This window comes from Bacillus vallismortis (genome assembly GCF_004116955.1).
In the GTDB taxonomy this organism is placed as follows: Bacteria; Bacillota; Bacilli; order Bacillales; family Bacillaceae; genus Bacillus; species Bacillus vallismortis.
The window spans coordinates 718,239-736,184 of the sequence record NZ_CP026362.1; the positions used below are offsets into that span (position 1 = coordinate 718,239).

General features: G+C 44.3%; 15 protein-coding genes. 14 read left to right on the plus strand and 1 reads right to left on the minus strand.

Features of this window, described 5'->3' with window-relative positions:
* The first annotated feature begins 8 nt into the window (after positions 1 to 8).
* The 9 genes from leuB (at position 9) to yihA (ending at position 12,244) form a co-directional block, all read left to right on the plus strand.
* Positions 9 to 1,106, plus strand: a complete 1,098-nt coding sequence (gene leuB, locus BV11031_RS03885; RefSeq protein WP_010330245.1) for a 3-isopropylmalate dehydrogenase — start codon at positions 9 to 11, stop codon at positions 1,104 to 1,106.
* 49 nt (positions 1,107 to 1,155) lie between these two features.
* Complete coding sequence (gene leuC / locus BV11031_RS03890) at positions 1,156 to 2,574, plus strand: 3-isopropylmalate dehydratase large subunit (RefSeq protein ID WP_010330246.1); 1,419 nt, start codon at positions 1,156 to 1,158, stop codon at positions 2,572 to 2,574.
* A gap of 12 nt (positions 2,575 to 2,586) precedes the next feature.
* Positions 2,587 to 3,186: a 3-isopropylmalate dehydratase small subunit gene (gene leuD / locus BV11031_RS03895; protein WP_010330247.1), complete on the plus strand. Its 600-nt coding sequence runs from the start codon at positions 2,587 to 2,589 to the stop codon at positions 3,184 to 3,186.
* 119 nt (positions 3,187 to 3,305) lie between these two features.
* A complete protein-coding gene (gene ddcA / locus BV11031_RS03900; RefSeq protein WP_129550685.1) occupies positions 3,306 to 4,310 on the plus strand; it encodes a DNA damage checkpoint antagonist DdcA in 1,005 nt (334 codons plus the stop codon).
* A gap of 227 nt (positions 4,311 to 4,537) precedes the next feature.
* Positions 4,538 to 5,812: a trigger factor gene (gene tig, locus BV11031_RS03905; protein ID WP_010330248.1), complete on the plus strand. Its 1,275-nt coding sequence runs from the start codon at positions 4,538 to 4,540 to the stop codon at positions 5,810 to 5,812.
* A 271-nt stretch (positions 5,813 to 6,083) separates the two neighbouring features.
* Positions 6,084 to 7,346, plus strand: coding sequence for an ATP-dependent protease ATP-binding subunit ClpX (gene clpX / locus BV11031_RS03910; RefSeq protein ID WP_010330249.1), 1,263 nt, complete (start codon positions 6,084 to 6,086; stop codon positions 7,344 to 7,346).
* 151 nt (positions 7,347 to 7,497) lie between these two features.
* Positions 7,498 to 9,156, plus strand: a complete 1,659-nt coding sequence (gene lonB, locus BV11031_RS03915; RefSeq protein ID WP_010330250.1) for an ATP-dependent protease LonB — start codon at positions 7,498 to 7,500, stop codon at positions 9,154 to 9,156.
* Positions 9,157 to 9,335: 179 nt separating this feature from the next.
* A complete protein-coding gene (gene lon, locus BV11031_RS03920) occupies positions 9,336 to 11,660 on the plus strand; it encodes an endopeptidase La (protein WP_010330251.1) in 2,325 nt (774 codons plus the stop codon).
* The gene (gene yihA / locus BV11031_RS03925; RefSeq protein ID WP_010330252.1) at positions 11,657 to 12,244 is read left to right on the plus strand and encodes a ribosome biogenesis GTP-binding protein YihA/YsxC; all 588 of its coding nucleotides are present in this window, start codon (positions 11,657 to 11,659) and stop codon (positions 12,242 to 12,244) included. The genes lon and yihA overlap by 4 nt, the downstream gene beginning before the upstream one ends.
* A 23-nt stretch (positions 12,245 to 12,267) precedes the next feature.
* On the opposite strand, the gene BV11031_RS03930 is transcribed toward yihA, so the two are convergent.
* Complete coding sequence (locus BV11031_RS03930; protein WP_129550686.1) at positions 12,268 to 12,765, minus strand: hypothetical protein; 498 nt, start codon at positions 12,763 to 12,765, stop codon at positions 12,268 to 12,270.
* Positions 12,766 to 12,992: 227 nt separating this feature from the next.
* Between BV11031_RS03930 and hemA the strand changes: the two genes are divergently transcribed.
* The 5 genes from hemA to hemB are packed head-to-tail and all read left to right on the plus strand — an operon-like array spanning position 12,993 to position 17,923.
* Positions 12,993 to 14,360 (plus strand): glutamyl-tRNA reductase, encoded by a 1,368-nt coding sequence (gene hemA / locus BV11031_RS03935; protein ID WP_010330254.1) that lies wholly within the window; start codon positions 12,993 to 12,995, stop codon positions 14,358 to 14,360.
* A gap of 7 nt (positions 14,361 to 14,367) precedes the next feature.
* Positions 14,368 to 15,198, plus strand: coding sequence for a cytochrome c biogenesis protein (locus BV11031_RS03940; protein WP_010330255.1), 831 nt, complete (start codon positions 14,368 to 14,370; stop codon positions 15,196 to 15,198).
* 34 nt (positions 15,199 to 15,232) lie between these two features.
* Positions 15,233 to 16,174, plus strand: a complete 942-nt coding sequence (gene hemC / locus BV11031_RS03945; protein WP_010330256.1) for a hydroxymethylbilane synthase — start codon at positions 15,233 to 15,235, stop codon at positions 16,172 to 16,174.
* Positions 16,164 to 16,952 (plus strand): uroporphyrinogen-III synthase, encoded by a 789-nt coding sequence (gene hemD / locus BV11031_RS03950; RefSeq protein ID WP_010330257.1) that lies wholly within the window; start codon positions 16,164 to 16,166, stop codon positions 16,950 to 16,952. Before hemC ends, hemD begins: the two co-directional genes overlap by 11 nt.
* Entirely contained in the window at positions 16,949 to 17,923 is a 975-nt protein-coding gene (gene hemB / locus BV11031_RS03955; protein ID WP_010330258.1) for a porphobilinogen synthase, read from the plus strand. Before hemD ends, hemB begins: the two co-directional genes overlap by 4 nt.
* The last annotated feature ends 23 nt before the right edge of the window (positions 17,924 to 17,946 follow it).

Consider the following 17,946-nt stretch of genomic DNA (forward strand, 5'->3'; position numbering starts at 1 on the left):
CGGTTAACTTGAAGAAACGTATTGCTCTATTGCCTGGTGACGGGATCGGCCCTGAAGTATTAGAATCAGCGACAGACGTCCTGAAAAGTGTTGCCGAACGCTTTCATCATGAATTCGAATTTGAATCTGGCCTAATTGGAGGGGCGGCGATTGATGAATATAACAACCCCCTCCCGGAGGAAACCGTTGCGGCTTGCAAAAACGCGGACGCGATATTGCTCGGCGCTGTCGGCGGACCGAAATGGGATCAAAATCCATCAGAGCTCAGACCGGAAAAAGGGCTGCTCAGCATCAGAAAACAGCTTGATTTGTTTGCGAATTTGCGGCCTGTGAAGGTGTTTGAGAGCCTTTCCGACGCTTCACCTTTGAAAAAAGAATATATAGATCACGTTGATTTCGTTATCGTCCGTGAGCTGACAGGCGGCTTGTATTTCGGCCAGCCGAGCAAGCGCTATGTAAACACGGAAGGTGAGCAGGAAGCTGTAGACACACTGTTTTATAAGCGAACGGAAATTGAACGCGTGATCAGAGAGGGCTTCAAAATGGCCGCAGCCAGAAAAGGCAAGGTAACCTCTATTGATAAAGCGAACGTTCTTGAATCAAGCAGACTGTGGCGTGAAGTGGCTGAGGACGTTGCAAAAGACTTTCCTGATGTGAAGCTGGAGCACATGCTTGTGGATAACGCAGCCATGCAGCTGATTTATGCACCGAATCAATTTGATGTCGTGGTGACTGAAAACATGTTCGGTGACATTTTAAGCGATGAAGCCTCCATGCTTACAGGCTCACTCGGAATGCTCCCGTCAGCCAGCCTATCAAGCTCAGGTCTCCATCTGTTTGAGCCTGTTCATGGCTCCGCGCCTGACATAGCCGGAAAAGGGATGGCAAATCCGTTCGCGGCCATATTGTCAGCGGCAATGCTTTTGAGAACATCTTTCGGGCTTGAAGAGGAAGCGAAAGCTGTAGAAGATGCGGTTAACAAAGTTTTAACTTCCGGAAAAAGAACAAGAGACTTGGCACGAGGCGAAGAGTTCAGCGGCACTCAGGCCATTACAGAGGAAGTTAAGGCAGCAATAATGAGTAAAAAAACAATTTCTAATGTGTGACAGCTTACGTGAAGCGGTCTTAGTTCATAGGTAGAGGGAGGAAATAAAAGTGATGCCTCGAACAATCATCGAAAAGATTTGGGATCAGCATATTGTGAAACATGGTGAGGGAAAACCGGATCTTCTCTATATTGATTTGCATCTTATTCATGAGGTGACGTCTCCTCAGGCTTTTGAAGGGTTGAGACAAAAGGGAAGAAAGGTCAGAAGACCCCAAAATACATTTGCGACAATGGACCACAACATCCCGACCGTCAATCGATTTGAGATAAAGGATGAAGTGGCGAAACGCCAAGTGACGGCGCTTGAACGAAACTGTGAAGAATTTGGCGTGCGCCTTGCCGATCTTCACAGTGTGGATCAAGGGATTGTCCATGTTGTCGGTCCTGAACTGGGTTTGACTCTTCCAGGGAAAACGATCGTATGCGGCGACAGCCATACATCAACCCATGGGGCATTCGGCGCCCTTGCATTCGGAATCGGGACGAGTGAAGTTGAGCATGTCCTTTCGACACAGACACTTTGGCAACAGCGTCCGAAAACACTTGAAGTGCGCGTAGACGGAACGCTTCAAAAAGGGGTAACGGCAAAGGATGTCATTCTTGCTGTCATCGGCAAATACGGAGTGAAATTCGGCACTGGCTACGTCATTGAATACACTGGGGAAGTATTCAGAAATATGACGATGGATGAACGGATGACTGTTTGTAACATGTCAATTGAAGCAGGGGCTAGAGCAGGTTTAATTGCGCCTGATGAGGTAACATTTGAATATTGCCAAAACCGCAAGTACACGCCAAAAGGCGAAGAATTTGATAAAGCCGTAGAGGAATGGAAGGCGCTGCGCACAGATCCAGGCGCTGTGTACGATAAATCTATCGTCCTTGACGGCAACGACATTTCTCCGATGGTGACATGGGGCATCAACCCGGGAATGGTTCTTCCTGTCGATTCCGAAGTTCCTGCGCCGGAGAGCTTTTCCGCAGAAGATGACAAAAAAGAAGCGATTCGCGCTTATGAATATATGGGGCTGAGTCCTCTTCAGAAAATTGAAGACATCAAAGTGGAGCACGTATTTATTGGTTCCTGCACAAATTCCCGCATGACTGACCTTCGCCAGGCAGCTGATATGATCAAAGGGAAGAAGGTAGCTGCCAGCGTAAGAGCCATTGTCGTTCCCGGATCTCAAAGCGTGAAGCTTCAGGCTGAAAAAGAAGGGCTTGACCAGATTTTCTTGGAAGCTGGATTTGAATGGAGAGAGTCAGGCTGCAGCATGTGTTTAAGCATGAATAATGACGTTGTTCCTGAAGGAGAGCGCTGTGCGTCAACCTCTAACCGCAACTTCGAAGGCAGACAAGGAAAAGGTGCAAGAACACATCTCGTCAGTCCGGCAATGGCTGCGATGGCTGCCATTCACGGACACTTCGTTGATGTCAGAAAGTTTTATCAGGAAAAAACAGTTATGTAAGGAGTGCGCGAGATGGAACCTTTAAAAACACATACGGGGAAAGCGGCCGTATTAAATCGAATCAATGTTGACACAGACCAGATTATTCCGAAACAATTTTTGAAGAGAATTGAAAGAACAGGCTACGGCCGTTTTGCATTCTTTGACTGGAGATATGATGAGAAAGGCGAACCGAACCCTGAATTTGAATTAAACCAGCCTGCTTATCAAGGGGCTTCCATCTTAATAGCAGGGGAGAACTTCGGGTGCGGGTCATCGCGTGAACACGCTCCATGGGCGCTTGATGATTATGGGTTTAAAATTATTATCGCGCCGTCATTTGCTGATATTTTCCACCAGAACTGCTTTAAGAACGGCATGCTGCCGATTCGCATGCCATATGACAATTGGAGAACGCTTGTCGGCCAGTATGAAAACCAGTCATTGCAAATGACTGTTGATCTTGAAAATCAGCTTATTTACGACAGTGAAGGCAATCAAATTTCTTTTGAAGTTGATCCGCACTGGAAAGAGATGCTTATCAACGGCTATGATGAAATTTCATTAACGCTTTTGCTTGAAGATGAGATCAAGCAATTTGAAGCACAAAGAAGCTCTTGGCTTCAAGCCTGAAAAAAGCCGCCGGACAAATGCCGGCGGCTTTTTTCACCTGGTGAAACCTTTCATTCCTTGTTTTTGTTCACAGGTGTTGTTACACTTGAACAAAATAAATGCCTGAAAGGAATATAGGTATGACGCATGACAAGAAGAACGCAAAAATTATTCCTTTTCCTCATCTGAAAGACCGTCTTGTGGAAAAAGGGATGTCATCACTGAAGGAAAAAAAGTATCAAGAAGCGCTTGATCTGTTTTCAGAAGCGATGAAATATGACGATACTGAATCCGATCTTCACTTAGGGATGGCCATCTGCTTTTTGGAGCTGGGCGAATTGGAAGAGGCAAAAAGCGTCTGCGAGAAGATGCTAAAAGAAGGCTATGGCCATTATTTTACGGTTTTGCAGGTGTACATGACCATCTTAATTCAGCTCAAAAAATATGAAGAAGTCAAAAGCACGATTGAAGCTGTTTTGGAAGAAAATCAGCTGCCTGCGGAAAGTGCCGAGCAATTTTATAAGCTGCTTGATTTCAGCCGTAAAATGACCGATCCGGAACGTGAGGATGAGGCTTGGGCAGAGGAATATGAGGATACCATTGATACGGAGAAAGTGCTGGCAAGCCCTGAGGAGCAAATGAATTTAATTCATTCCTTAAAAGAGCGGAATGTAGCGAAGTATACAGGTCTGCTCAAAACACTCCTTCAAGACCCCTCGGCTCACCCGATTATCAAAACCATGATCGTCATGCTGCTTGCTGAGCACGAGTATAGCAAACCCGTGCACATTACTAAATTTGGCGAGTCGCTGACCATTGAACCGTCTGAGATTGTCCCGCCTGATGCCGCTCCGATTTTACACCGTGTTCTCCGTGTGCTGGATGAGACGCTTGGAAATGAAAATCCGACCTTGTATGCGGCAGTGGAAGAACTGTGGAGAAGACATATGTACGTTTTATATCCGTTCCAGCCGAAATTGCTGTCGGCTGACCTTTGGGCGGCTGCCCTGCATAAAGTCGGTTACGAGATGCACGGGATCGAAATTGAAAGAGAAGAACTTCATATGATGTATGAGTTTACCGACAGAGAACTCGATGAAGCGTGCACCATGATAAAAGATATTGAAGAAATTTCTTATTTGTAAATCGCGCCATATAGTTGAAAGCGCTAAGTGTTATGTTATAATATAATGGTTGTATTTGTGTATAACGGGTTATAAGAAAAACGGTTGGACAGGCTTTGCAGTTCATTATTCACACCTATACATAATGATTCTGATCTTTGGCAGCTTTGTTTTTGTTGGACGAAGCCGAATGATTGCTTTAGAATGGAAGACCGACACAACCTGAATAGATTTTTGGAGGGAAACACATGTCTGTAAAATGGGAAAAACAAGAAGGCAACGAAGGCGTTTTAACGGTTGAAGTTGATGCTGAAACGTTTAAAACAGCACTTGATGATGCATTTAAAAAAGTTGTAAAACAAGTTTCAATTCCTGGATTCCGTAAAGGTAAAATTCCTCGCGGATTATTCGAACAGCGTTTTGGCGTAGAAGCTCTTTACCAAGACGCTTTGGATATTCTTCTTCCTGTAGAATACCCTAAAGCGGTTGAAGAAGCTGGAATCGAGCCTGTAGACCGTCCTGAAATCGATGTTGAAAAAATCGAAAAAGGCGAAAGCTTAATCTTCACTGCGAAAGTAACAGTGAAACCTGAAGTGAAGCTTGGCGAATACAAAGGCCTGGGCGTTGAAAAAGACGATGCAACTGTAACTGACGAAGATGTTCAAAACGAACTAAAAGCGCTTCAAGAGCGTCAAGCGGAGCTTGTTGTCAAAGAAGAAGGCGCTGTTGAAGAAGGAAACACAGTTGTTCTGGATTTCGAAGGATTCGTTGATGGCGAAGCATTCGAAGGCGGACAAGCAGAAAACTACTCTCTTGAAGTTGGTTCTGGTTCATTCATTCCTGGCTTCGAAGAGCAGCTAATCGGTCTTGAAGCTGGTGCTGAGAAGGATGTTGAAGTGACATTCCCTGAAGAGTACCACGCTGAAGAGCTTGCTGGCAAACCAGCTGTGTTCAAAGTGAAAATTCACGAAATCAAAGCGAAAGAGCTTCCTGAGCTTGATGATGAATTCGCAAAAGATATCGATGAAGAAGTGGAAACACTCGCTGAATTAACTGAGAAAACAAAGAAACGTTTAGAAGAAGCAAAAGAAAACGAAGCTGACGCTAAATTGCGTGAAGAGCTTGTTCTGAAAGCTTCTGAAAATGCTGAAATCGATGTACCGCAAGCAATGGTTGACACTGAGCTTGACCGCATGCTGAAAGAATTCGAACAGCGTCTGCAAATGCAAGGCATGAACCTTGAGCTTTACACTCAATTCTCCGGCCAAGATGAGGCTGCGTTAAAAGAGCAAATGAAAGAAGATGCTGAAAAACGCGTTAAATCTAACCTGACACTTGAAGGAATTGCGAAAGCGGAAAACCTTGAAGTATCAGATGAGGAAGTTGATGCTGAGCTTTCTAAAATGGCTGAAGCATACAACATGCCTGTTGAAAATATTAAACAAGCCATCGGTTCTACTGACGCGATGAAAGAAGATTTAAAAGTTCGCAAAGCGATTGATTTTCTTGTAGAAAACCGTTAATATGGTGCATAATAATAGTAAGAATAAAACAGGGCGCGAATGATTCGTGCCTTGTTTTGTACAATTATGATATATCTCTTTTTCTTGGGGCAAGATAGTTAATGCAGGGCTGTTTTTTGTCATACATATAGAATGTGCAAGTCAGAAACACATTGTTACCGTCTTTTTGGAAAGTATGGTAAAATGCAATACATACTCGTTCGTTTCAAGTATCATTTTCTTTTGCTCTGCCGGTAAAAGAAAAAGTGAGACAAGATTAAGGGGTGAAAGAATGTTTAAATTTAACGAGGAAAAAGGACAATTAAAATGCTCGTTTTGTGGAAAAACACAAGATCAGGTTCGAAAGCTTGTAGCCGGACCTGGTGTATATATATGTGACGAATGTATCGAACTCTGCACTGAAATTGTGGAGGAAGAACTCGGAACAGAGGAAGAAGTAGAATTTAAAGACGTACCAAAGCCTCAGGAAATCCGCGAAATTCTGAATGAATATGTCATCGGCCAGGATCAAGCGAAGAAATCACTCGCTGTTGCTGTGTATAACCACTATAAGCGCATTAACTCTAACAGCAAAGTTGATGATGTTGAGCTTTCAAAAAGTAATATTTCTTTAATCGGTCCTACAGGAAGCGGTAAGACCCTTCTGGCGCAAACATTGGCCCGCATTTTAAATGTGCCGTTTGCGATTGCTGACGCTACGTCTCTGACTGAAGCTGGATACGTGGGTGAAGATGTAGAAAATATTCTTTTGAAGCTCATCCAAGCTGCTGATTATGATGTGGAAAAAGCTGAAAAAGGCATTATTTATATTGATGAAATTGATAAAGTGGCAAGAAAATCAGAAAACCCGTCTATTACACGTGACGTGTCAGGCGAAGGTGTACAGCAGGCGCTGCTTAAAATTCTTGAGGGTACAGTGGCAAGCGTGCCGCCTCAAGGAGGACGTAAGCATCCTCATCAAGAATTCATTCAAATTGACACAACAAACATTTTGTTCATTTGCGGCGGTGCTTTCGATGGTATCGAACAAATCATCAAACGCCGCTTAGGCCAAAAAGTCATTGGATTCGGCGGAGAGAATAAAGCTGCTGATTTTGAGAAAGAGGATCTTCTTTCAAAAGTGCTTCCTGAAGACTTGCTTCGCTTCGGGTTAATCCCTGAATTCATCGGACGTCTTCCGGTTATTGCAAGTCTTGAAAAACTTGACGAGGAAGCATTGGTTGCGATTTTAACAAAACCGAAAAACGCCCTTGTGAAGCAATTCAAGAAAATGCTTGAGCTTGACAATGTTGAGCTTGAGTTTGAAGAAGGCGCTCTTTCTGAAATTGCTAAAAAAGCAATTGAACGCAAGACTGGCGCTCGCGGACTTCGTTCTATCATTGAAGGCATCATGCTTGATGTGATGTTTGATCTGCCTTCCCGTGATGACATTGAAAAATGTGTGATTACCGGAGCGACGGTGACACATGGAGAGCCTCCTCGCCTCTTATTAAAAGACGGCACTGAGGTAAACCAAGACAAAACATCTGCATAATGATAAGCACAAACCTCCTGAGTGGTGACATTCAGGAGGTTTTTTGTCGTGCAAACTCTTCCGGAAAAACGTTTATTCCCGTCTCCTGTGGGAGATACTAGCATTCAGAGGAATGAATTGGATACATAAATTGTTTTCAGGAGGGACCATCATGAGTTGGACAGGGATCGCGTTATTTATTCAGCTGTTTTTTGGGATCATCATTGGTTTGTATTTTTGGAATTTGCTTAAAAATCAAAGGACACAAAAGGTCACGATAGATAAGGAATCAAAGAAGGAAATGGAGCAGCTTCGGAAAATGCGCGCTATCAGCTTGTCCGAACCATTATCTGAAAAGGTCCGCCCCAAAAGTTTTCAAGATATCGTTGGACAGGAAGACGGCATTAAAGCATTAAAGGCCGCTTTGTGCGGGCCGAATCCTCAGCATGTCATTGTCTATGGACCTCCGGGTGTCGGTAAAACTGCTGCTGCACGGCTTGTGTTAGAAGAAGCGAAAAAACATAAACAATCGCCGTTTAAAGAGCAGGCTGTTTTTGTGGAACTCGATGCGACAACAGCACGATTTGATGAAAGAGGAATTGCCGATCCGCTCATCGGCTCTGTCCATGATCCTATATACCAAGGGGCAGGAGCGATGGGACAGGCGGGGATTCCGCAGCCGAAGCAGGGTGCTGTTACCCATGCTCATGGCGGTGTGCTGTTTATTGATGAAATAGGTGAGCTGCATCCTATTCAAATGAATAAAATGCTGAAGGTGCTTGAGGATAGAAAAGTCTTTTTAGACAGCGCGTATTACAGTGAGGAAAACACACAAATCCCGAATCATATTCACGATATTTTTCAAAATGGGCTGCCGGCTGATTTTCGCCTGATTGGCGCAACGACAAGAATGCCGAATGAAATTCCGCCAGCTATCCGATCCCGCTGTTTAGAGGTGTTTTTCCGTGAGCTTGAAAAGGATGAGCTGAAAACAGTTGCCAAAACAGCAGCGGATAAAATTGAAAAAAACATTTCTGCTGAAGGTCTGGATCTGTTGACGAGCTTTACGCGGAACGGGCGGGAAGCCGTTAACATGATACAAATCGCAGCGGGAATGGCGGTAACAGAGAATCGGAAAGACATTACAATTGAGGATATTGAATGGGTTATTCATTCCAGCCAGCTTACTCCAAAGCACGAGCAGAAAATCGGGGCTGAACCGCAAGTCGGCATCGTAAATGGGCTTGCTGTATACGGACCTAACAGCGGGTCGCTTTTGGAAATCGAAGTGAGTGTAAGCCCGGCTCAGGAGAAAGGATCCATTAATATCACAGGGATAGCTGAGGAAGAAAGTATCGGCAGCCAATCAAAATCAATCCGGAGAAAAAGCATGGCGAAGGGGTCGGTCGAAAACGTGTTAACCGTCCTGCGAACAATGGGGATGAAGCCGTCTGATTATGATATTCACGTTAATTTCCCAGGAGGGATCCCGATTGACGGGCCGTCGGCGGGCATCGCGATGGCAGCAGGGATTTTCTCGGCGATTCACAAAATCCCAATTGACAATACCGTTGCCATGACGGGCGAAATCAGCCTGAATGGTCTTGTAAAACCCATTGGAGGCGTGATACCGAAAATAAAAGCAGCAAAGCAATCCGGGGCGAAAAAAGTGATTATCCCATATGAAAATCAGCAGACGATCTTAAAGAAGATTGACGGAATCGCAATTATTGCAGTGAAGACGTTCCAGGAAGTGCTTGATGAAATTTTAGTGAATCCGCCGACAGAACAAAAACCGCTTCATATGCAAATCAATAAAGAATCCGTTTGACCCTATTTCTAAAATAGGGTTTTTTTTATGAAGGACATCTTTTCCTTTTTCATATCAGAAAGAAAGGGTATACTACGAGGAGACTGTATTATAAAAAGTGGAACCATGCCGTTTATTGTACAAGGATGAAAAAGTTGTATTATAATGGTTCATACTAAAGTCACGGAGGTGTCAGTCACATGGCAGAAGAATTAAAACGCAGCATCCCGCTCCTCCCTTTAAGAGGTTTATTAGTGTATCCGACGATGGTTTTACACTTAGATGTAGGACGTGACAAGTCGGTCCAAGCCCTTGAACAGGCAATGATGCATGATCATATGATATTTTTAGCCACTCAGCAGGATATTTCGATAGACGAACCGGGTGAAGACGAGATTTTTACTGTCGGCACCTATACAAAAATTAAGCAAATGCTGAAGCTTCCGAACGGTACGATTCGTGTGTTGGTTGAGGGCCTCAAGCGCGCCCAGATCGTCAAATACAATGAGTATGAGGATTACACGTCGGTCGACATCCAGCTGATTCAGGAAGATGATTCTAAAGATACAGAAGACGAAGCATTGATGCGGACTTTGTTAGACCACTTTGATCAGTACATAAAAATTTCTAAAAAAATCTCGGCTGAAACGTACGCGGCTGTTACTGATATTGAAGAGCCAGGGAGAATGGCAGACATCGTTGCTTCTCACCTGCCTCTTAAGCTCAAGGATAAGCAGGATATTTTAGAAACGGCGGAGGTCAAAGACAGACTGAACAAGGTCATTGATTTTATTAATAATGAAAAAGAAGTGCTGGAGATCGAGAAAAAAATCGGCCAGCGCGTCAAACGTTCGATGGAGCGTACGCAAAAGGAATATTACTTGCGTGAACAAATGAAGGCGATTCAAAAAGAGCTTGGTGATAAAGAAGGCAAGACAGGTGAAGTGCAGACGCTGACGGAAAAGATCGAAGAAGCGGGCATGCCTGACCATGTAAAGGAAACGGCGCTTAAGGAATTAAACAGATACGAAAAAATCCCGTCAAGTTCCGCGGAAAGCTCCGTGATCCGCAACCATATCGACTGGCTGATCGCTCTCCCGTGGACGGATGAGACAGATGATAAACTTGATTTGAAAGAGGCAGGGCGTCTCTTGGACGAAGAGCATCACGGACTTGAAAAGGTGAAAGAACGGATTCTGGAATATTTGGCTGTCCAGAAGCTGACAAAATCCCTGAAAGGCCCGATTCTTTGCTTGGCAGGACCTCCAGGTGTCGGGAAAACGTCTTTAGCCAAATCAATTGCAAAAAGCTTGGGGCGGAAATTCGTCAGAATCTCACTTGGCGGAGTGCGTGACGAATCAGAGATTCGCGGACACAGACGGACCTATGTCGGAGCAATGCCTGGACGTATTATTCAAGGCATGAAAAAAGCAGGCAAGCTGAATCCGGTATTCTTATTGGACGAGATTGACAAAATGTCATCTGATTTCAGAGGCGACCCGTCATCTGCTATGCTTGAAGTGCTAGATCCAGAGCAAAACAGCACCTTTAGTGATCACTATATTGAAGAAACCTTTGATTTATCAAAAGTGCTGTTTATCGCAACGGCAAACAATTTGGCCACGATCCCGGGTCCGCTCAGAGACAGAATGGAAATCATTAATATTGCGGGTTACACAGAAGTAGAAAAACTTGAAATCGTGAAGGACCACCTGCTGCCGAAGCAAATCAAGGAACACGGGCTTAAGAAAAGCAACCTGCAGCTGCGTGATCAGGCGATTCTCGATATCATCCGCTACTACACGAGAGAAGCTGGTGTGAGAAGCCTTGAACGCCAGCTTGCCGCGATTTGCCGGAAGGCCGCAAGAACCATTGTTGCTGAAGAGCGAAAGCGGATTACAGTTACTGAAAAGAATCTTCAGGACTTTATCGGAAAGCGCGTTTTCAGATACGGACAAGCTGAAACAGAGGATCAGGTAGGTGTCGTTACAGGGCTTGCTTATACAACCGTCGGCGGAGATACGCTGTCGATTGAAGTATCGCTTTCCCCGGGGAAAGGGAAATTGATTCTGACAGGAAAGCTCGGAGATGTCATGAGAGAGTCTGCTCAGGCCGCGTTCAGCTATGTGCGGTCAAAAACAGAAGAACTTGGCATTGAACCTGACTTTCATGAGAAGTATGATATTCATATACATGTACCTGAAGGTGCAGTGCCTAAAGATGGTCCGTCAGCCGGTATTACGATGGCAACAGCCCTTGTTTCTGCTTTAACGGGACGGGCAGTTTCACGTGAAGTCGGCATGACTGGAGAAATCACGCTTCGCGGGCGCGTGCTGCCAATCGGCGGTTTAAAGGAAAAAGCGCTTGGCGCACACAGAGCGGGATTAACGACCATTATTGCGCCTAAAGAAAATGAAAAAGACATAGAGGATATTCCGGAAAGCGTCAGAGAGGGCCTGACATTTATATTGGCGTCCCATTTAGACGAAGTGTTGGAACATGCCTTAGTAGGAGAGAAGAAATGAAAGTCACAAAGTCAGAAATCGTGATCAGTGCGGTTAAGCCGGAGCAGTACCCTGATGGGGGGCTTCCGGAAATTGCACTGGCCGGAAGATCGAACGTGGGAAAATCGTCTTTTATCAATTCATTAATCAATCGCAAAAATCTTGCGAGAACATCATCAAAACCGGGAAAAACACAAACGCTGAATTTCTACATTATCAATGATGAGCTGCATTTTGTGGATGTGCCGGGTTACGGTTTTGCCAAAGTGTCAAAGACTGAGCGTGAAGCTTGGGGCAGAATGATTGAAACCTACATCACGTCACGCGAGGAATTGAAAGCAGTGGTGCAGATCGTTGATTTGCGGCATGCGCCGTCTGCTGATGATGTGCAGATGTATGAATTCTTAAAGTATTACGGCATCCCTGTCATTATTATCGCTACAAAGGCGGATAAGATCCCGAAAGGAAAATGGGACAAACACGCAAAAGTTGTCCGACAGACATTAAATATTGATCCGGAAGACGAGCTGATTCTCTTCTCCTCTGAAACGAAGAAGGGGAAAGACGAAGCTTGGGGAGCGATCAAAAAAATGATAAACCGGTAGAGAATTTTCTCTGCCGGTTTTATTTATCGTATAGATTTTTTCCGTTTCATCAATAATAACAATAAACTAATTCCAATAAAGACAAATGGCCAATACTCTTTCAGAAGCGCTGTCGGAATATGCGCAGACTCAAGCCAAGCCATAATTTGTTTGAAAAAGTACAAAAACAGGGAAAAACAAATCATCGACACAGCTTCATATACATATTCCTTTTTCTGAACGGTTGACACCAAGAGCGAAAAGCCGATCATAAATACAAGCGTTTCAAAATCATCCGGCCACCACATCCATTTCGGTTTGGCGAAAAAGTGCAAACCGATTCCAAAAAGAAGCAAACCGATAAAGAAATGGGGTGTGACGGCTTCTTTTTTACCTTGGTATACAAAGGCTGAGCCTAACAGCATGAGGAGAACAGGCCATTGATCCTGCCCTGAAAACAGTTCGGCTTGTCCGCTTTCAAGCCATGCGTATACAGATGCGGCAAGCAGAAGACAAGGGAATAAAATTGATTTTTGTTTCATGCATATCACCTTCTTATTTTAGAGCTGATGTGTAGTAAATTTTTGCTGTTTTTGGTATTGTCAATAGGAATGCTTATTGCATGTGAAGCTTTTTCTAATATAGCATAAGAATTTTAAAATCTGTTCACAATTTGCGAAAGAAACTATGTTATAATTATTATAAATAATGAATTCTATGTTAGAATGATTATAAATAAAGTTTTGGCGTTGGGGGTGTAATGAAAGCTATGCATATACTTGTTGTGGGAGTAGATTATAAATCCGCCCCTATTGAGATACGTGAAAAAGTAAGCTTTCAGCCGAATGAGCTGGCGGAAGCGATGGTGCAGCTGAAAGCAGAGAAAAGCATTCTTGAAAACATCATTGTCTCAACCTGCAACCGCACGGAAATTTATGCGGTCGTCGACCAGCTCCATACCGGCCGTTATTATATAAAGAAGTTTTTAGCTGAATGGTTTGAATTAAGCAAAGAAGACCTTTCACCGTTTTTACGTTTTTACGAAAGCGATGCGGCTGTTGAGCATTTGTTCCGTGTAGCCTGCGGATTGGACTCTATGGTGATCGGTGAAACGCAAATTCTCGGCCAGGTGCGCGACAGCTTTAAAACAGCTCAGCAAGAAAAAACGATCGGCACGATTTTTAATGAATTGTTTAAGCAGGCGGTTACGGTAGGTAAACGGACTCACGCTGAAACAGACATTGGCTCTAATGCAGTGTCTGTTAGCTATGCGGCTGTTGAGCTTGCGAAAAAAATCTTCGGAAACCTTTCAACCAAGCACATATTGATTCTTGGTGCGGGAAAAATGGGCGAGCTTGCTGCGGAAAACTTGCACGGACATGGAATTGGCAAGGTCACTGTCATTAACCGAACATACTTGAAAGCAAAGGAGCTTGCAGACCGTTTTTCCGGTGAGGCGAGAAGCTTGAATCAGCTTGAAAGCGCGCTTGCGGAGGCAGATATTTTAATCAGTTCAACCGGTGCAAGTGATTTTGTCGTGTCTAAAGAAATGATGGAGAATGCGAATAAGCTTCGTAAGGGACGTCCGCTGTTTATGGTAGACATTGCCGTGCCTAGAGACCTTGATCCGGCGCTGAATGATCTTGAAGGTGTTTTCCTTTATGATATTGACGATTTGGAAGGCATTGTAGAGGCGAACATGAAAGAGCGCAGAGAAACCGCTGAAAAAGTTGAACTGTTAATCGAAGAAACCATTGTGGAGTTTAAACAATGGCTGAATACACTTGGGGTTGTCCCGGTTATTTCCGCATTGCGCGAAAAGGCGCTTGCCATCCAGTCAGAAACGATGGACAGCATCGAGCGGAAACTGCCTCATTTAAGCACAAGAGAGAAAAAACTGTTGAACAAACACACCAAAAGTATCATTAACCAAATGCTCCGAGATCCGATATTAAAGGTGAAAGAGCTTGCGGCAGATGCTGATTCTGAAGAAAAACTGGCTTTGTTTATGCAGATTTTTGATATTGAGGAAGCTGCGGGCCGTCAAATGATGGATACTGTTGAAAGCAGCCAAAAGGTCCATTCTTTTAAGAAGGCTGAATCAAAAGCGGGCTTTGCCCCGCTTGTAAGTGAGTGAAAGCTGAATGATTGATACTGCAATGGCTAGACTTAATGAGGGGACAATCGTCATTTACGCATTAAGTGTGCTCTTTTATTTTATAGATTTTCTTCAACACAACCGGAAGGCTGGAAAAATGGCCTTCTGGTTGCTTTCTATTGTCTGGACTCTGCAAACCGTGTATTTGGCCTACTTTATGTGGGTGACCGGGCGGTTTCCGGTATTAAATGTGACGGAGGCGCTATATTTTTATGCCTGGGTTCTTGTCACGCTGTCACTTGTACTGACAAAGCTTTTACGAGTTGACTTTATTGTCTTTTTTACAAATGTAATAGGGTTTTCCATGATTGCCATTCATACATTTTCGCCGACAGAGCAGCAGTCAGCCGCTTTTTCCGGGCAGCTTGTATCCGAGCTGTTGGTGATTCATATTACAATGGCGATTCTTTCATACGGCGCTTTTTCCCTTTCTTTCGTTTTTTCAGTGTTATATCTGTTTCAATATCGTCTGCTGAAAAAGAAAAAATGGGGAAAATGGCTGTTGAGAATAGAAGATTTGTCTAAGCTTGATTATATGGCATATGTTCTGAATGTCATCGGAGTCCCGATGCTGTTGCTGAGTTTGATTCTTGGCGTTATTTGGGCGTATGTCTCACTAGAAACGCTGTATTGGTTCGACGCTAAAGTGCTTGGTTCATTTGTCGTCCTGCTGCTGTACAGCTATTATCTCTATATCAGGCTGATTAAAGAGCTGCAAGGAAAGGTCGCTGCACTGTGGAATTCGGCTTGTTTTCTCGTGCTGATGATCAACTATTTCCTGCTTGGAAGCCTGTCGCAATTCCATTGGTTCAGTTAAATGATGTCCCAAGCAGATTCGGGAGGAAAAAAATATGAGAACGATTAAAGTAGGTTCCAGACGGAGCAAACTCGCTATGACTCAAACGAAATGGGTCATTCAAAAACTGAAGGAAATCAATCCTTCATTTGCTTTTGAAATCAAAGAAATTGTGACAAAGGGCGATCGAATCGTCGATGTTACGCTATCAAAAGTAGGCGGAAAAGGGCTGTTTGTCAAAGAGATTGAACAAGCGCTTTTAAACGAAGAGATTGATATGGCGGTACACAGCATGAAAGACATGCCTGCTGCTTTGCCAGAAGGCCTTGTGATCGGCTGTATTCCTGAACGAGAAGACCCTCGTGATGCTTTTATTTCAAAGAATCGCGAAAAGCTCTCAGAAATGAAGGAAGGCGCTGTCATCGGCACAAGCAGTTTAAGAAGAAGCGCTCAGCTTTTGATTGAGCGTCCTGACATTACAATTAAATGGATTAGAGGTAATATAGATACGAGACTTCAAAAACTGGAAACTGAGGATTATGACGCAATTATTTTAGCTGCTGCCGGACTTTCCAGAATGGGATGGAAGCAAGACGTTGTAACCGAATTCCTCGAGCCTGAACGCTGTTTGCCTGCAGTGGGCCAAGGAGCCTTGGCGATTGAGTGCCGAGAATCGGATGAAGAGCTAATGGCGTTGTTTTCACAGTTTACAGATGAATATACAAAACGGACCGTGTTGGCGGAACGTGCCTATTTAAACGCGTTGGAGGGCGGCTGCCAGGTTCCGATCGCAGGCTACTCCGTTTTAAACGAGCAGGATGAAATTGAGTTGACAGGTCTTGTCGCTTCTCCTGACGGAAAAATCATTTATAAAGAAACCGTTACAGGAAACGATCCGGAGGAAGTCGGAAAGCGCTGTGCCGCTCTTATGGCTGATAAAGGAGCCAAAGAATTAATCGATCGTGTAAAACGGGAGCTTGATGAGGATGGAAAATGACCTTCCGTTGAAGGGAAAAACAGTGCTGGTCACCCGAAATAAGGCGCAGGCAAAATCGTTTCAGCAAAAAGTGGAGTCACTTGGCGGGAAAGCGGTTTTGACCTCATTAATTACGTTTCGCCCCGCTTTGCCGAATGATGTTGCGAAACAGGTGAAAGAGGACCTTGCTGCGCCCGGCTGGCTTGTTTTTACAAGTGTGAACGGAGCGGACTTCTTTTTTTCTTACCTAAAGGAAAATCAGCTTATTCTTCCTGCGCATAAAAAAATTGCGGCCGTCGGTGAAAAAACGGCCCGCCGTTTGGAAACGCATAACGTATCGGTTGATGTGATGCCTAAGGACTATATTGCTGAACAATTGGCAGAGACCCTTAAGCAGCATGCTGAACCTGCGGAACGGATTACCGTAATTAAAGGCAATTTGTCACGTGATGTGGTGAAACAAGAGCTTGTCCCGCTCGGTTTTGAAGTGAAGGAATGGGTTGTCTATGAAACGATTCCTGATGAAGAAGGCATTGAGGATCTGAAAAAGTGTGCGAGTCAATATTCATTTGATTACGTGACATTTACGAGTTCATCAACCGTACATACGTTTATGCATGTCTTAAAAGAAGAATTGAAAAAGTGGCAGATGAACAGGACGGCCTGTATCAGCATTGGGCCTTTAACAAGGGACGCCCTGATGACGTACGGCATCACATCGCATACGCCTGATACATTTACAATAGATGGCATGCTTGAGTTAATGTGCAGCATGTCAAGAGAGGAAGAGAGAATATGAGTCAATCATTTAACAGACATCGCCGCCTGCGGTCTTCAAAAGCAATGAGAGAGATGGTGAAGGAAACGCGTTTGCACCCATCCGATTTTATTTATCCGATTTTTGTCGTTGAAGGGCTGGAAGGCAAAAAAGCTGTTCCGTCTATGCCTGATGTGTACCATGTTTCTTTAGATCTATTGAAGGATGAAGTGGCAGAGCTGGTCAAACTGGGCATTCAATCGGTCATCGTGTTCGGCATCCCGGAAGAAAAAGATGATTGCGGAACGCAAGCGTACCATGATCACGGCATCGTTCAAAAAGCCATCACAGAAATTAAAAAACACTTCCCTGAGATGGTTGTAGTCGCTGATACATGCTTATGCGAATATACAGACCACGGTCATTGCGGACTTGTCAAAGACGGGGTCATCCTCAATGATGCATCACTTGAGCTTTTAGCCCAGACAGCTGTCAGCCAAGCGAAAGCAGGTGCTGATATCATTGCGCCTTCAAACATGATGGACGGATTTGTTACCGTGATCAGAGAAGCGCTCGATAAAGAAGGGTTCGTGAATATTCCGATCATGTCTTACGCTGTGAAATATTCAAGTGAGTTTTACGGGCCGTTCCGTGATGCAGCAAACAGCACGCCGCAATTCGGGGACCGCAAAACATACCAGATGGATCCTGCCAACCGTATGGAAGCACTGCGCGAAGCACAATCAGATGTCGAGGAAGGCGCGGACTTTTTGATTGTCAAACCTTCGCTTTCATATATGGATATCATGCGTGATGTTAAAAATGAATTTCCTTTGCCGCTCGTTGCTTATAATGTAAGCGGAGAGTATTCAATGGTGAAGGCTGCAGCGCAGAACGGCTGGATCAAAGAAAAAGAAATCGTGTTAGAAATTTTAACAAGTATGAAGCGTGCAGGTGCCGATCTGATTATTACGTATCATGCGAAAGACGCAGCGAAATGGCTTGCGGAGTAATTTTATTCAGTTGACAGGAGTTG

What these genes read in the sequence shown, in the direction of transcription:
- BV11031_RS03940 (WP_010330255.1), top strand. Translation starts at nt 14,368, where the DNA reads ATGATTGATACTGCAATGGCTAGACTTAATGAGGGGACAATCGTCATT.
- yihA (WP_010330252.1), top strand. Translation starts at nt 11,657, where the DNA reads ATGAAAGTCACAAAGTCAGAAATCGTGATCAGTGCGGTTAAGCCGGAG.
- hemB (WP_010330258.1), top strand. Translation starts at nt 16,949, where the DNA reads ATGAGTCAATCATTTAACAGACATCGCCGCCTGCGGTCTTCAAAAGCA.
- hemC (WP_010330256.1), top strand. Translation starts at nt 15,233, where the DNA reads ATGAGAACGATTAAAGTAGGTTCCAGACGGAGCAAACTCGCTATGACT.
- tig (WP_010330248.1), top strand. Translation starts at nt 4,538, where the DNA reads ATGTCTGTAAAATGGGAAAAACAAGAAGGCAACGAAGGCGTTTTAACG.
- clpX (WP_010330249.1), top strand. Translation starts at nt 6,084, where the DNA reads ATGTTTAAATTTAACGAGGAAAAAGGACAATTAAAATGCTCGTTTTGT.
- ddcA (WP_129550685.1), top strand. Translation starts at nt 3,306, where the DNA reads ATGACGCATGACAAGAAGAACGCAAAAATTATTCCTTTTCCTCATCTG.
- leuD (WP_010330247.1), top strand. Translation starts at nt 2,587, where the DNA reads ATGGAACCTTTAAAAACACATACGGGGAAAGCGGCCGTATTAAATCGA.
- lon (WP_010330251.1), top strand. Translation starts at nt 9,336, where the DNA reads ATGGCAGAAGAATTAAAACGCAGCATCCCGCTCCTCCCTTTAAGAGGT.
- BV11031_RS03930 (WP_129550686.1), bottom strand. Translation starts at nt 12,765, where the DNA reads ATGAAACAAAAATCAATTTTATTCCCTTGTCTTCTGCTTGCCGCATCT.
- lonB (WP_010330250.1), top strand. Translation starts at nt 7,498, where the DNA reads ATGAGTTGGACAGGGATCGCGTTATTTATTCAGCTGTTTTTTGGGATC.
- hemA (WP_010330254.1), top strand. Translation starts at nt 12,993, where the DNA reads ATGCATATACTTGTTGTGGGAGTAGATTATAAATCCGCCCCTATTGAG.
- hemD (WP_010330257.1), top strand. Translation starts at nt 16,164, where the DNA reads ATGGAAAATGACCTTCCGTTGAAGGGAAAAACAGTGCTGGTCACCCGA.